A 14,212-nucleotide genomic window follows, 5' to 3' on the forward strand; every position below is an offset into this window, starting at 1 on the left:
GGAGTTTTTTTATTTGCCTGTCGTTTTTACACAGAAAGGAGATAGGAAAGATGAAAACTTTAACGTCTGCTCAAGTAAGACAAATGTTTCTGGATTTTTTCCAGGAGAAGGGCCACAGTGTCGAGCCAAGTGCATCACTCGTCCCCCACGAAGATCCGTCTTTGCTATGGATTAATAGTGGAGTAGCAACGCTGAAAAAATACTTTGACGGCAGGGTTATCCCTGAAAATCCAAGAATCGTGAATGCGCAGAAGTCAATCCGTACAAATGATATTGAAAATGTAGGAATCACAGCAAGACACCACACATTCTTTGAGATGCTTGGGAACTTTTCTATCGGGGACTATTTTAAAGAAGAAGCCATCATTTGGGCTTGGGAGTTTTTAACAGATCCAAAATGGATTGGCTTTGATCCTGAAATGCTTTCTGTAACCATTCATCCGGAAGATGATGAAGCATTCGATATCTGGAACAAGACAGTAGGGGTGCCTGCAGAACGAATCATCCGTCTGGAAGGAAACTTCTGGGATATCGGAGAAGGACCGAGTGGGCCAAACACAGAGATCTTCTATGACCGAGGAGAAAAGTACGGTAATGACCCAGAAGATCCGGAACTTTACCCGGGTGGAGAAAATGACCGTTATCTTGAAGTATGGAACCTTGTTTTTTCTGAGTTCAACCATAATCCTGATGGAACGTATACTCCACTTCCGAAGAAGAATATTGATACAGGAATGGGCCTTGAGCGCATGGTTTCCGTCATCCAGAACGTTCCGACCAACTATGACACAGATCTCTTCATCCCTGTGATTCGGCTGACTGAACAGCTTACAGGCAGCAAGTATGGAGTAAGCAAGGAAACGGATACGGCGTTTAAGGTAATTGCTGACCATATTCGAACGGTCGCTTTTGCGGTTTCAGATAATGCTCTGCCTTCAAATGAAGGACGCGGTTATATTCTTCGCCGCCTGATCAGAAGAGCGACACGCTTCGCTAAACAGATAGGCTTAGATCGTCCGTTCATGTTTGAACTTGTACCGACTGTTGCTGACATAATGGTTGATTTTTATCCTGAAGTGAAAGAGAAAGTTCCTTTTATTCAGCGCGTCATCAAGAACGAAGAGGAACGTTTCCATGAAACCATCAATGAAGGATTGGCGATTCTTGAAGATGTCATCCAAAAAGAAAAAGCATCAGGCAGCAGCACGATTGCAGGAAAAGATGCGTTTAAACTTTATGATACTTTCGGTTTTCCTTTTGAACTGACCGAAGAGTACGCTGCTGAACACAATATGGAAGTCGACCGTGCCGGATTTGAAAAAGAGATGGAAGCACAGCGTGAACGTGCTCGTTCTGCGCGCCAGGATGTAGATTCCATGCAAGTGCAGGGAGGCGTACTCAGCGATATCAAAACCAACAGTGAATTTGTCGGTTATGATGAAGAAAGAAGTACTTCAAAAGTGCTGGAGACTCTTCAAAACGGTGAGCGGGTAGACCTGCTAGGCGAAGGAGAAGAGGGGCAGGTCATCTTGGATCTCACTCCGTTTTACGCTGAAAGCGGCGGTCAGGTAGCCGATCAGGGAACTATTATTGGAGAAGGTGTAGAACTGTACGTGAAGGATGTACAGAAGGCGCCGAACGGTCAGAACCTTCATACTGTAACGGTAGTGAAAGGAAGCTTGCGCAAAGGGATTGAAGCCGTGGCACAAGTAGATGCTGAAAAGCGTGCTGCCATTGTAAAAAATCATACGGCTACCCACCTTCTGCATCAGGCGCTGAAAGATGTTCTGGGAACTCATGTTAATCAGGCTGGTTCTCTCGTCGCCCCAGGAAGACTTAGATTTGACTTCTCTCACTTCGGAAGTATTTCTCCTGAGGAACTGGAGCGCATCGAGGAAATCGTCAATCAGAAAATCTGGAAGACGATCGCAGTGGATAAGATGCTGAAACCAATCGATGAAGCAAAATCTATGGGTGCAATGGCTTTATTCGGTGAAAAGTACGGAAAAGTGGTCCGTGTCGTTCAGATTGGGGATTACAGCCTTGAGCTTTGCGGTGGATGCCACGTTCATAATACATCTGAGATCGGATTGTTTAAGATCCTTTCTGAGACAGGAATCGGTGCTGGAACAAGAAGGATTGAAGCTGTAACAGGACAAGAAGCATACCAGGCGATGAAGGAACAGGTTCAGGTTCTTCGTGACGCTGCTGCTATACTGAAAACCAATACAAAAGAAGTGCCGCACCGCATCGAAACACTTCAAAGCCAAGTTCGCGAACTTCTGCGTGAGAAGGAAGCTTTGTCTTCTAAATTAGGCAACTTGGAAGCAGGAAGCTTAATCAACGAAAAAGTAGAGGTCAATGGTGTTTCTCTGATTGTTAAAAAAGTAAATGCTGCAGATATGAATGGCCTGCGGTCCATTGTTGATGATTTAAAAAATAAACTTTCGAGCGGAATTGTAGTACTCGGAGCAGTAAATAATGATAAAGTAAACATTGTAGCCGGAGTTACAAAAGATTTGATTTCAAAAGGCTACCATGCCGGCAATCTTGTAAAAGAAGTAGCTTCACGCTGCGGCGGAGGCGGCGGAGGCCGTCCTGACATGGCCCAAGCTGGAGGAAAAGATCCCGAAAAATTGGAATCTGCATTGGAATCGGTGGTTGAAGCAGTTAAATCTGTTTGCTAATCACAGCATTAAGGGTACAATGACTGTATAAAGGGAAAATACATTCAGTCAAAAGGGAGAAGTTAGAGAAAGAGGTGTTGGCCGTGAGTTCTATGGATAAAACAATGAAGTTTAATTTTCATGACGATTCAATGGATCCAAATGTACAAAAAGTGCTATTCTCCGTTTATGAAGCACTGCAGGAAAAAGGCTATAACCCGATTAATCAAATTGTCGGGTATCTGTTATCAGGAGACCCAGCCTATATTCCGCGCCATAAGGATGCCAGAACGATGATTCGTAAAATTGAACGGGATGAACTTATTGAAGAACTGGTTAAATCCTATCTTGATACGAAGGAAAAGGATTCTCTCTAATGACCAGAATTCTAGGACTTGATGTGGGTTCCCACACGGTTGGAGTGGCCGTCAGCGATGCCATGGGCTGGACTGCTCAGGGAATTGAGACGGTCAGGAGAAAACCGCATCAGCCCGACGAAGTCTTTGAACGTATTGGCGAGTGGGTCAAACAGTACGAAGTTGAAGAAATTGTAGTAGGCTTACCCAAAAACATGAACGGATCCATTGGTCCGAGCGGTGAAGCATGCCAGGAATTTGCCCGAGAGGCTGAAAAGCGGTTTGAACTTCCCGTCGTGTTATGGGACGAGCGGTTAACGACGATGGCTGCAGAAAAAATGCTGATTTCAGCAGATGTCAGCCGCAAGAAGAGGAAACAAGTGATTGATAAGATGGCAGCGGTTTTGATTCTGCAAGGTTATTTAGACAGCCGCCAATTAAAAAATTGAGGTGATTCAAATGGCAAATGAAGAAAAAGAGCACATTATCATTCCAGGAGAAGATGGAGAAGAGAACCTGTTTGAAGTACTAATGACGATTGACGGAAGCACCACTCCGACAGGCCATTCTTACATTCTGCTCGTACCAGCTGGTGACGATCAAGAAGATGAGGAGAGCGAAGAGCAGGAAGTTTTTCCTTTCCGTTTTGTAGACAAGGGTGAAGGGGAAGACGATATCGAGCTTTTCCCTCTTGAAACAGATGAAGAATGGCAAATGATCGAAGAAACACTAAACGCTTTTCAAGATGAAGAAGAATAATCGATTGGCAGCTAAAGTCTAACTTTAGCTGCTTTTTTTTATGACATTGGAGCATACTAAAGGTCTTATCACTTCAAATCCCTTTATCTGGGAGTTGTGTCTGGCTGCAGCGCTAGTATCCGCAGGGCATAAGTCCGGCATCGATTAATGATGAACTTATTCTATATCGGACTTTAACAGAGACGCTTGCGCTTTTCTTAATTATGGAAGCTAGACATGATTTTTACTTATCAGTATAATTAAGCAGATGAAGGGAGAGAAAAAGGGTGTTAATATTAAATACGGTTTCGGGAGGCCCTCTTGATTCCGGCGGGAAAAACCGAAAAAGAAATACAGCAGTCGTTCTATTTCTGATCTTTGTGATCATTGCCGCAGCTGCTGTATATGGATATACATACATAAAAGATGCGCTTGGACCTGTAAACAAACATAACGATAAAAAGATTACGGTAGATATACCGATTGGTTCTTCAGTTTCCACTATCGGAAAAATTTTAGAAGACAAAGGGCTGATCACCAGCAGCATGGTCTTTCAGGTGTATGCCAAATCTAAAGAGTCTGGAAATTTGCAGGCTGGCGTCTATGACCTTAAGCCTTCAATGAATGTCGATCAGCTGATCGCCGCTTTAAAGAACGGTAAAGTATTTCGCCATCCTGAAACCTCCTTCACCATACCTGAAGGTTTTATCATTCCGCAAGTAGCCGAAGTAGTGGCAAAAAACACCGGCCAAAGCAAAGAACAAGTAATGAAGATTATGAACAACAGAACATTTGTGAAAGAGCTGCAGGCACAGTTTCCTATTATTGATAATAAAGTTTTTGACAAAAAGGTCTATTATCCTCTTGAAGGGTATTTGTTCCCTGCAAAATATGAGTTTGATGAGAAAAAACCTGATGTAAAAGCGGTTATAAAGAAAATGGTGGAAAAAACGCAAAGGGTCATGGATAACTACCAGGCTGAAATTAATAAAAGTAAGAAAAAGCCTTATGAAGTTCTGACTTTAGCATCAATGATTGAAGAGGAAGCTCAAAGGCCAGAAGATCGGCCTAAAATATCAGGTGTTTTTTACAACCGGTTAAAAAAGAAAATGACGCTTGATTCCGACCCAACCGTTAAATATGCACGTAAAAACTTTAAAGTACAAGTTCTCTACAAAGAACTAAAGTATGACTCACCTTATAATACGTATAAATATCCAGGGCTGCCCATTGGCCCGGTGGCATCTCCAGGAGAAGAGTCGATTAAAGCTGCACTGAAGCCAGAACCGTCGGGATATTACTTTTTCTATGCCCGCCCAAACGGTCAAGTGATTTATACAAAAACATACAAGGAACATACAAAGGTCGTTCAAAAATACCGGGATGAATGGCAGGCGCACGCAAGGAAAAGCTAAAAAGAAAACATAACATTATGCTTTTATGATATAATGTTCCGGGTTAAGTAAGGAGGCATCGCCTTGATCACAAAAGAAGTACAGGACTATATCGAAGAATTAATACCTGATCGAGATCCGAGAATAGTGGAAATTGAGGAGTATGCAAAAGAGCATAGTGTTCCGATCATGGAGCTCGTCGGCATTGAAGCCTTGCTTCAGCACCTCCGAATTATCCAGCCGAAAAAAATCTTGGAGGTAGGGACAGCCATAGGGTATTCTGCGATTCGTATGGCAGAAGCTGTACCGGATGCTTCGATCGTTACCATTGAGAAAGATCCGGAACGATACGAGCTGGCTGTGGCCAATATTAAGGAATTAGGATTTACGGACAGAATAACTGTATTGCTGGGTGACGCCAATGAATTAGCAGCAGAGGCAGAAAAACATGCACCCTTCGATGTTATATTTATAGATGCCGCAAAAGGACAATACCAGCGTTTTTTTGAGAACTATGGAAGGCAACTTCGGCCGAAAGGCATCATGATCTCAGATAATATTCTGTTTAAAGGCTATGTTGCCGATGACAGCGGGGTTGGAACGAGACGGCTGGCATCCTTAGTCAGAAAGATTCGTTCTTACAATGAGTTTCTCATGAACCACGAAGAGTATACAACTGCCATTCTGCCTGTCGGCGACGGCTTAGCCATCAGCATGAAAAAGGATAAAGAGCAGCGTTAGAGAGATTGGAAGGAGAAAGAACATGGTACACAAACCGATTGTCATAGGGGTAGCCGGGGGTTCAGGCTCTGGAAAAACTACAGTTGCCAAGGAAATCTACCGCCAGTTTGCCGATCAGTCGATTCTGATTATAGAGCAGGATTCATATTACAGAGATCAATCCGACAAAACGATGGACGAGCGTCTCAAAACAAATTATGATCATCCTCTGGCTTTTGACAATGAATTGCTTATTCGTCAAATAAACGAACTTTTGGAATATAAATCCATAGAAAAACCGGTTTATGACTATACAGCACATACAAGAAGTGATAAAATTATCCCAGTCGAACCGAAAGATGTAATCATTCTTGAAGGTATTTTAATTTTGGAAGATGAGCGTCTAAGGGACCTAATGGATATCAAACTATTTGTCGACACGGATGCCGATGTCCGGATTATCCGGCGTATGGTCAGGGACACTCGTGACAGAGGACGTACGCTCGAATCAGTAATCGATCAGTATACATCAGTAGTCCGTCCGATGCATAACCAGTTCATTGAACCTACAAAACGGTATGCGGATATCATTATCCCGGAAGGCGGACAAAACCGGGTAGCAATCGATTTGATGGTCACCAAAATTCAAACTATCCTTGAAGAAAAAGCAATCCTAAAAAAATGAGGCTGAGTCCTCATTTTTTCCGCATGGTTCGGTTTATTGCCACCAATAAATTTGGCAAGCGCTTTATTTTTTAGTAAGGTGTAAGAAATCCGATATACATATCAGATCTGTTTGACGACATATATAGTTATCAAGGGTACTGATTAATTGAAGGAGTGAATTCAGAATGTCAGAAGAGAAAAAACATTATATGACGCTTGAAGGCAAGCAAAAATTAGAGAACGAATTAGAACATTTAAAGACTGAAAAAAGAAAAGAAGTAGTAGAACGTATAAAAATCGCTCGCAGCTTCGGTGATCTTTCCGAAAACTCGGAGTATGATGCTGCAAAAGACGAACAGGCTTTTGTTGAAGCCAGAATCGTTCAATTGGAGAAAATGGTACGTGATGCCGTGATCATTGAAGAAAATAAAGCGGCAGGAGACAGCGTATCCATCGGAAAATCTGTAAAGTTTCTTGAGCTTCCAGATGGTGACGAAGAAACTTACATGATTGTCGGAAGCGCGGAAGCCGATCCGTTTGAAGGGAAAATCTCAAATGATTCTCCGATGGCAAAAAGCCTTTTAGGCAAGAAAGTCGGAGAGCAGGTTTCAGTACAAACTCCAGGCGGAGAAATAAGTGTACGAATTTTAGAAGTAAAATAAGGAAAACAGCGTCTTAGATGACGCTGTTTTTTGTTTTAGGCAGGCAGCAAGTTTATTTAGAGCCGGGAGAGACCACAATGAAAATGAGGTGGTCTTTATGAAAAGCATTCATAAACGCATAGTGATTTCCGGCTCGCTATTTCTTTTGGGTTTGTTTCTCCTTGCCGGGCGCCTGATTCAGATACAGCTAGTATCTACAGAATCCTTTTCAAAACATAAGGTCAATCTAATTGACGAGAGTGTAAGACAACGCACACATTCCTTTACAATCAATGAAGGAAGAGGGCTGCTGCTTGACCGAAATGGCGAGATGATCTCCGCGGAATTAAAGCCAGCTGTTATTTTATTCCCTTTTTTGCAGGGTGAAGCGCAGGCGATCGATAAAGTGGCGGATGTGCTGGGAAAAAGTCCTTCTGTAATTCGGAGAGCGGTTGAAGGGCACGAAGAACCCTTCGTTATCGCTGATGAGAAAGATGATATTACGACCCAGACAATGGAAAGAATCAATAAATTAAAGCTTCCAGGAGTTTATGCTCATTATATTGCAAGAAATAAGCACTCGGAGTTTGCCAGTTCCTTGCTCGGCGTAACGGGACAAGCCCCGGAAGTGATCAAGAAAAATTATAAAGATAAACTTGATAAAGGGATGATCAGTGTTAATACAAAAATTGGAAAAACGGGATTTCAGCAGGCGTTTGATCCGTTTTTGATCTCTGAAGGAGAGACGAAGCTGATCTATCATGTTGACCGGTCAGGGTCTCCCCTTTTCGGTCTGGAAGTTAAATACCTTGCTCCATCCAATCCCTTTTATCCAGTTAGTGTGAAAACCACGGTAGACAGCAAGCTGCAGGCCATTCTTGAGTGTGCTGTTGACGTAAGCGGTATAAAAAATGGCGGAGCTGTACTGCTGGACGTTTCGAGCAATGAACTGCTTGGTATGGTAAGTCGGCCATACAAAACAGGCTTAAGCAAAAACCAGATGCTGACTCGGCATGCTCCGGGTTCTGTTTTTAAAATCGTGACGGCGGCCGCTGCCATTGAGCATAAAGATCTTCAAAAAGAGAGGACGTTTGACTGTGACCTCGGGATCGATGGGAAGAAGGCCAAGCATCCACTAGGAAATTTGGACTTTAACAGCAGTTTCTCACAAAGCTGCAATCGGACATTCGGCCTGCTGGCTAATGATATGATGAAAAAAGATCATAGCATGTTGGATGACTATGCCAAGAAGCTTGGCTTGACCGGCAGATCAGGCTGGAACGGGCAAGTTTATCATTATCAAGACTTCAAACAGTTTCCGGAAGAAGAGCATGCAACGATCTGGGCTGACCGCTACGACAAAAATCAGCCATTAGCCATCTCTCAAACGGCAATCGGCCAAAAAGATGTCCAGGTTACACCTTTATCCGTTGCAAATATGATAGCTGGCATCGCTCGTGGAGGAAAAGTGGAGGAAGTGAAAGGTGCGACAAAAATCCTGTATAAAAACGGGAATACCTTGCTTACTTTTCAAGACCATAAGAAAAAAGCAAAAATACAGCCTTATACTGCGCAAAAGCTTCAGATGCTTCTTAACGGCGTGGTAACCGATCGAAAAGGAACAGGGAGGGCGTTACAGGGTCTGCCATATGCAGTGGCGGGCAAGTCCGGAACGGCAGAGAAAGGGAAAGCTAATACTTCAAATAAATGGTTTGCCGGTTATTTTCCTGCCGACCATCCAAAATATGCGCTCGTTGTTATTGATTTAGATTATACAGGTGCACGTACAACTGTTATTTCGGCTTATGCCGATATTGTGAAAAAGATTTACAATAACGATAAAGAAAAATAATAAGTTCTGCTACATACTCAAAATCTCAAACTTGTCGAATTCGTTTATCGTGGTAAAATTGATATAGCAAAACTTTTTTAGGAGGTTTGTATGAGCAGAAAACAATACCGTTCTCGCTTTGAAAAGCGAAAACAAAATCGAACATTAAACATTGCAATCGGAGTAGTTATCCTCTTGATTATAATTGTCGGAGCTAACATATTCATGAACGGAGGCAGCAGCCCGACGTCTTCTTCTCCTGCTCACGGTAATCAGGATAAGAAAAACCATTCCTCTTCCTCTAAAACCGATACAAAAAAGAAAGACGACTCGATCGTCGTAGATGAAGATAAGAACAAAGATTCCTCTGGTACGGATCAGAATTCTTCTTCGCAGAAAGATGACAGCGAAGATAAAAATAAAGATGATGCAGCTAAAAAAGAGACCGATAAACCTGAAGGGGGAGGCCCAGATGGTCCATGGGATCCTGTGGGAACCTCACAATCAGGAACACACACCAAATCGTACGATAAAGGAACTCCGGACTGGAACGAACAAACAAAGGCTTTATCCTATGCAACAGGAATACCCGAGGATCAAATGACATTATTGTGGCTGGGTAATGGAGGGGCACCGGACAAATCGGTAGGACGTGTCCTTTCAAAGGAAGATGGAAGCCGATATGAAGTTCAGCTTCAATGGGAAGACGGCAAAGGCTGGAAACCCACAAGCGTTACAAAAAATTAATAAAAGCTTAAGCCGTCTGAACATTTGTTCAGACGGCTTTTTCGTCCAAAAATGAGAGTGCCGTTTGATTGATTATTCCTGATTTCTGTGATATCTTGGAACCTGTAAAGTTTTAATTCATAGTATAGTGATAGGAATTATATATTTTAAATAGACGGAGTGGGATAAATGGGCAGAGAATTTATTTCGTTATTTGATGAGTGGGCAGAATCATACGATCAATCAGTGTCAGGCCAAGATGAAGAATATAAGGAAGTATTTGAACGATATGGAGAAATTCTTGAAGCGGTTGCCTCAAGGACGACAGGAACTGTCGCAGAATTTGGAGTGGGTACTGGAAACCTGACCGAAAAACTGCTGGATGCCGGGAGAACGGTTTATGGTATTGAACCTTCAAAAGGCATGCGGGAAAAGACAAAAGCCCGTTTTACAGACCTGCAGCTTTTTGATGGAGACTTTTTGGCATTTCCAGAACTTCCTGGAGAGATTGATGCTATCGTAAGCACCTATGCTTTCCATCACCTTACAGATAAAGAAAAAGACTCTGCTATCCAATTATATAGCCAGATTTTAAAGGAAAATGGTAAAATTGTATTTGCGGATACAGCTTTCATTAATGAGGCGGACCGGCAGGAAAGGTACCGCATCGTAAAAGAACAAGGTTATTTAAACCTGCTGCAGGATCTTCAGACGGAATATTATACGACGCTTGAAGTGCTGAATGAAATTTTTCAGAAACATGGTTTTGAAGTTTCTTTTGAAAAATTAAATACCTACGTCTGGCTGATGGAAGCTGTTAAAACGAAAAAAATTTAACAGAATATATTGGAGTTGTCGCTATGAAAATTGGAATAATCGGTGCTATGGAAGAAGAGGTCATCATTCTTCGGGATAAACTATCACACAGGCAGGACAAAACGCTCGCCGGCTGTGAATTTTATACTGGGAAGATTGATGGAATTGATATCATTCTCCTGAAATCGGGTATCGGTAAAGTAAATGCCGCTATTGGAACAACGTTGATGATTGAGATGTTTCAACCAGACTGCCTTATCAATACAGGATCAGCCGGAGGGTTTCACAAAGACCTGAATGTTGGAGATGTCGTCATCTCAACGGAAGTTCGCCATCATGATGTGGATGCAACCATCTTTGGCTATGAATATGGGCAGGTTCCACAGATGCCGGCCTACTATGTACCGGATGCCGATCTTGTTTCCATCGCTGTAAAAAGTGCGGAGAAGGTAAGCGGAATACAAGTAGCAAAAGGTCTGATCGCTTCAGGTGACTCGTTCATGAGCGATCATGAACGAGTGGAATTTATCCGGACAAAGCTTGCGGGATTGTATGCAGCAGAAATGGAAGCGGCGGCGATTGCTCAGGTTGCCTATCAGTTCAAGGTGCCGTTTGTCATTATCCGATCTCTTTCAGATATAGCCGGTAAAGATGCCCGCGTATCTTATGACCAATTTTTAGATACTGCCTCCAAGCACTCGGCAGAATTGATTTTATTAATGATAGAGGAGTTGAAACATAATGGTTAAAAAAATGAATGTAGAAAGCTTCAATCTTGATCATACTAAAGTTGCAGCACCTTATGTACGTCTTGCTGGTACAACCCAAGGTAAAAATGGAGATGTTATCCATAAATATGATATTCGCTTTTGCCAGCCGAACAAAGATCATATGGATATGGCGGGGCTTCATTCAATCGAACATTTAATGGCAGAAAATATCCGTAACCATCATGATTCAGTGGTGGATATCAGTCCAATGGGCTGCCAAACCGGATTCTATCTTTCAGTCATTAACCATGACAACTATGATGAAATCCTTGAGGTCCTAGAAAAAACATTGCATGATGTTCTAAAAGCGGAGGAAGTACCTGCCTGCAACGAAGTTCAATGCGGATGGGCTGCCAATCACAGCTTGGAAGGCGCAAAAGAGATTGCAGAAAAAATGTTAGCGAAAAAAGATGAGTGGAACAAGGTGTTTGCTGAATAAGAGGAGTTTGTGTGATGACGGTTTATAAAAATATACATGAGTTAATCGGTAATACACCGATGGTCCAACTGACTCAGTTCCCGTTGCCAAATGGGGTGCGGCTATTTGCCAAACTTGAATATTTCAATCCTGGAGGAAGCGTGAAAGACCGGCTGGGGAAAGAATTACTGGATGAAGCGTTCCGTACAGGAAAACTGGTGGAGGGCGGTACCATCATTGAACCGACAGCAGGCAATACAGGAATTGGTCTGGCATTGGCAGCTATTAACAGAGGTATTAACGTTACGTTTGTTATCCCTGAAAAGTTCAGTATGGAAAAGCAGGACATCATGAGAGCTCTAGGCGCAACCATTATTAATACGCCAACAGAGGAAGGTATAAAGGGAGCGATAAAGAAGACTGAACAGCTTCTTACTGAGATTCCTAACTCCTTTACTCCAGCTCAGTTTTCCAATCCGGCCAATCCTGCTACGTACTATAAAACACTTGGACCAGAAATTTGGCAGGACTTAAACGGCGAGGTTGACATCTTTGTTGCAGGAGCCGGCACTGGCGGTACATTCATGGGTACCGCACAGTTCCTAAAAGAAAAGAAATCGGAAATTAAAACGGTCATTGTAGAGCCAGAAGGGTCGATTTTGAACGGCGGCCAGTCAGGACCTCATAAAACAGAAGGAATCGGTATGGAATTCTTGCCAGGCTACATGAATTCTTCTTATTTTCAAGCGATCCATACAGTTAGCGATGTTGACGCATTTAACAGGGTGAAAGAATTGGCACAAAAAGAAGGCATTCTTGCTGCCAGTTCTTCAGGTGCTGCTCTTCATGCTGCATTGCTGGAAGCAGAAACAGCTCCTGCAGGTTCGTCAATCGTAACAATCTTCCCCGATGGAAGTGACCGATATTTAAGCAAAAAGATATACGAAGGAGGCATTTAACATGAAAAGGAAAACAAAATTGATACACGGCGGAATTCCGGGTGATCCAGCTACAGGTGCCGTGTCGTTTCCGATTTACCAAGTAAGCACCTACAAACAAGAAGAAGTGGGTGTTCATAAAGGATATGAATATTCCCGAACAGGAAATCCGACCCGTTTTGCACTAGAAGAGCTTGTTAAAGACCTTGAAGAAGGAAAAAGAGGTTTCGCTTTCGGTTCTGGTATGGCAGCCATTACAGCTGTTATGATGCTGTTCAGTTCAGGTGACCATGTGATCCTGACGGATGATGTATATGGCGGGACATACCGCGTTGTATCTAAAGTCCTCAACCGAATTGGTATTGAAGCCACTTTTGTTGATACAACCGATTTAAATGCAGTAAAAGAAGCGATCAAACCGAATACAAAAGCACTATATGTTGAAACACCGACAAACCCATTGTTAAAAGTAACCGATTTAAAAGCAGCTTCCCAATTGGCGAAAGAAAACAACCTGTTATTTATCGTGGACAATACGTTCAGCACTCCGTATTGGCAAACACCAATTACATTAGGAGCTGATATTGTTCTTCATTCGGCTACTAAATATATTGGAGGGCATAGTGATGTCGTGGCAGGTATCGTCGTTGTAAACGATGATAAGCTGGCTGAGGATCTTCACTTTGTTCAGAATTCTACAGGCGGCATCTTAGGGCCGCAGGACTCTTGGCTCCTTATCAGAGGTATTAAGACGCTCGGTCTTCGTATGGAAGCCCACGAGGCCAATACGAAGAAAATTGTAGAGTTTCTGTCCAATCATCCAAGCGTTGAAAAAATTTATTACCCTGGACTTGAAAGCCATCCTCAGCATAGCATCGCAAAAGCGCAGGCAGGTGGTTTTGGCGGGATGGTATCATTCGATGTAGGTAGTGGCGAGAAAGCTGCCCAAGTCTTGAAAAAGGTACATTACTTTACCTTAGCAGAAAGCCTTGGTGCAGTAGAAAGCCTGATTTCTGTTCCTGCTCAGATGACGCATGCGTCCATTCCTTCTGACCGCAGAGCAGAACTCGGAATCACTGATGGATTAATCCGCATCTCAGTCGGAATTGAAGATGCAGATGACTTAATTGAAGATTTGAAGCAGGCGCTTCAATAAGAGAAAAAACTCCCGGCAGATAGAACCGGGAGTTTTTTTATATATTTGTCAAATATTACGTAGTCGGCAGCCACCTGATATATGTTATTGTAATATAAGAGGTTAGGAGGCTGATTAAGTAATGGATTCAAAAGTTATTCAAGATATTAAAGTTAAAATTCAGGATTATCAGCACTACGGGATTATCCTTTTATCATTAAGCTCGTTTCTTTATTTAGGAACTGTGATTCCTTTTGCAGGGAAAGATACAGCAGATGCGATTGTCTGCGGAGCAACTTCCATGACAGGGCTTGGTTTTACTGCTCTTATGTATTATCAAGCGAAGAGATTAAAGAAACGTTTACAAGAGATACAATAAATAAAAAAATCCGGCAGC

Annotated in this window: 16 protein-coding genes; all 16 read left to right on the forward strand. The window is 42.6% G+C overall.

Annotated elements, in window-relative coordinates:
* Positions 1 to 50: 50 nt before the first annotated feature.
* The gene (gene alaS, locus P4361_RS09150; protein WP_328089124.1) at positions 51 to 2,687 is read left to right on the forward strand and encodes an alanine--tRNA ligase; all 2,637 of its coding nucleotides are present in this window, start codon (positions 51 to 53) and stop codon (positions 2,685 to 2,687) included.
* Positions 2,688 to 2,770: 83 nt separating this feature from the next.
* Positions 2,771 to 3,043 carry an IreB family regulatory phosphoprotein gene (locus P4361_RS09155; protein WP_053357741.1) on the forward strand — a complete coding sequence of 91 codons (273 nt, stop codon included), beginning with the start codon at positions 2,771 to 2,773 and terminating at the stop codon, positions 3,041 to 3,043.
* Positions 3,043 to 3,471 carry a Holliday junction resolvase RuvX gene (gene ruvX, locus P4361_RS09160; RefSeq protein ID WP_091004271.1) on the forward strand — a complete coding sequence of 143 codons (429 nt, stop codon included), beginning with the start codon at positions 3,043 to 3,045 and terminating at the stop codon, positions 3,469 to 3,471. The genes P4361_RS09155 and ruvX overlap by 1 nt, the downstream gene beginning before the upstream one ends.
* A gap of 10 nt (positions 3,472 to 3,481) precedes the next feature.
* Positions 3,482 to 3,781, forward strand: a complete 300-nt coding sequence (locus P4361_RS09165) for a DUF1292 domain-containing protein (protein WP_053357743.1) — start codon at positions 3,482 to 3,484, stop codon at positions 3,779 to 3,781.
* 266 nt (positions 3,782 to 4,047) lie between these two features.
* Entirely contained in the window at positions 4,048 to 5,175 is a 1,128-nt protein-coding gene (gene mltG / locus P4361_RS09170) for an endolytic transglycosylase MltG (RefSeq protein WP_328089126.1), read from the forward strand.
* A 63-nt stretch (positions 5,176 to 5,238) separates the two neighbouring features.
* The gene (locus tag P4361_RS09175; protein ID WP_328089128.1) at positions 5,239 to 5,895 is read left to right on the forward strand and encodes an O-methyltransferase; all 657 of its coding nucleotides are present in this window, start codon (positions 5,239 to 5,241) and stop codon (positions 5,893 to 5,895) included.
* Between the two features lie 22 nt (positions 5,896 to 5,917).
* Complete coding sequence (gene udk, locus P4361_RS09180; RefSeq protein WP_328089129.1) at positions 5,918 to 6,559, forward strand: uridine kinase; 642 nt, start codon at positions 5,918 to 5,920, stop codon at positions 6,557 to 6,559.
* A 166-nt stretch (positions 6,560 to 6,725) separates the two neighbouring features.
* On the forward strand, positions 6,726 to 7,202 hold the full coding sequence (gene greA / locus P4361_RS09185) for a transcription elongation factor GreA (RefSeq protein ID WP_053357747.1): 477 nt from the start codon (positions 6,726 to 6,728) through the stop codon (positions 7,200 to 7,202).
* 97 nt (positions 7,203 to 7,299) lie between these two features.
* Positions 7,300 to 9,033: a penicillin-binding transpeptidase domain-containing protein gene (locus P4361_RS09190; protein WP_328089131.1), complete on the forward strand. Its 1,734-nt coding sequence runs from the start codon at positions 7,300 to 7,302 to the stop codon at positions 9,031 to 9,033.
* Positions 9,034 to 9,123: 90 nt separating this feature from the next.
* A complete protein-coding gene (locus tag P4361_RS09195) occupies positions 9,124 to 9,759 on the forward strand; it encodes a YrrS family protein (protein WP_091004289.1) in 636 nt (211 codons plus the stop codon).
* A 168-nt stretch (positions 9,760 to 9,927) separates the two neighbouring features.
* Positions 9,928 to 10,575 (forward strand): class I SAM-dependent DNA methyltransferase, encoded by a 648-nt coding sequence (locus P4361_RS09200; protein ID WP_062234261.1) that lies wholly within the window; start codon positions 9,928 to 9,930, stop codon positions 10,573 to 10,575.
* Between the two features lie 23 nt (positions 10,576 to 10,598).
* The gene (gene mtnN, locus P4361_RS09205; RefSeq protein WP_328089132.1) at positions 10,599 to 11,303 is read left to right on the forward strand and encodes a 5'-methylthioadenosine/S-adenosylhomocysteine nucleosidase; all 705 of its coding nucleotides are present in this window, start codon (positions 10,599 to 10,601) and stop codon (positions 11,301 to 11,303) included.
* Positions 11,296 to 11,763, forward strand: a complete 468-nt coding sequence (locus P4361_RS09210; RefSeq protein ID WP_053357752.1) for an S-ribosylhomocysteine lyase — start codon at positions 11,296 to 11,298, stop codon at positions 11,761 to 11,763. Before mtnN ends, P4361_RS09210 begins: the two co-directional genes overlap by 8 nt.
* A 14-nt stretch (positions 11,764 to 11,777) precedes the next feature.
* On the forward strand, positions 11,778 to 12,701 hold the full coding sequence (locus tag P4361_RS09215) for a cysteine synthase family protein (protein ID WP_328089135.1): 924 nt from the start codon (positions 11,778 to 11,780) through the stop codon (positions 12,699 to 12,701).
* A 1-nt stretch (position 12,702) separates the two neighbouring features.
* Positions 12,703 to 13,836 (forward strand): bifunctional cystathionine gamma-lyase/homocysteine desulfhydrase, encoded by a 1,134-nt coding sequence (locus tag P4361_RS09220; RefSeq protein ID WP_062234270.1) that lies wholly within the window; start codon positions 12,703 to 12,705, stop codon positions 13,834 to 13,836.
* Between the two features lie 121 nt (positions 13,837 to 13,957).
* A complete protein-coding gene (locus tag P4361_RS09225; protein WP_053357755.1) occupies positions 13,958 to 14,194 on the forward strand; it encodes a YrhC family protein in 237 nt (78 codons plus the stop codon).
* Positions 14,195 to 14,212: the final 18 nt, after the last annotated feature.

Source organism: Fictibacillus sp. B-59209 (genome assembly GCF_036216745.1).
In the GTDB taxonomy this organism is placed as follows: Bacteria; Bacillota; Bacilli; order Bacillales; family Fictibacillaceae; genus Fictibacillus_C; species Fictibacillus_C marinisediminis.

Coding starts and splice junctions, on each gene's coding strand:
- alaS (WP_328089124.1), top strand. CDS start 51: ATGAAAACTTTAACGTCTGCTCAAGTAAGACAAATGTTTCTGGATTTT.
- ruvX (WP_091004271.1), top strand. CDS start 3,043: ATGACCAGAATTCTAGGACTTGATGTGGGTTCCCACACGGTTGGAGTG.
- P4361_RS09165 (WP_053357743.1), top strand. CDS start 3,482: ATGGCAAATGAAGAAAAAGAGCACATTATCATTCCAGGAGAAGATGGA.
- udk (WP_328089129.1), top strand. CDS start 5,918: ATGGTACACAAACCGATTGTCATAGGGGTAGCCGGGGGTTCAGGCTCT.
- greA (WP_053357747.1), top strand. CDS start 6,726: ATGTCAGAAGAGAAAAAACATTATATGACGCTTGAAGGCAAGCAAAAA.
- P4361_RS09190 (WP_328089131.1), top strand. CDS start 7,300: ATGAAAAGCATTCATAAACGCATAGTGATTTCCGGCTCGCTATTTCTT.
- P4361_RS09195 (WP_091004289.1), top strand. CDS start 9,124: ATGAGCAGAAAACAATACCGTTCTCGCTTTGAAAAGCGAAAACAAAAT.
- P4361_RS09200 (WP_062234261.1), top strand. CDS start 9,928: ATGGGCAGAGAATTTATTTCGTTATTTGATGAGTGGGCAGAATCATAC.
- mtnN (WP_328089132.1), top strand. CDS start 10,599: ATGAAAATTGGAATAATCGGTGCTATGGAAGAAGAGGTCATCATTCTT.
- P4361_RS09210 (WP_053357752.1), top strand. CDS start 11,296: ATGGTTAAAAAAATGAATGTAGAAAGCTTCAATCTTGATCATACTAAA.
- P4361_RS09215 (WP_328089135.1), top strand. CDS start 11,778: ATGACGGTTTATAAAAATATACATGAGTTAATCGGTAATACACCGATG.
- P4361_RS09220 (WP_062234270.1), top strand. CDS start 12,703: ATGAAAAGGAAAACAAAATTGATACACGGCGGAATTCCGGGTGATCCA.
- P4361_RS09225 (WP_053357755.1), top strand. CDS start 13,958: ATGGATTCAAAAGTTATTCAAGATATTAAAGTTAAAATTCAGGATTAT.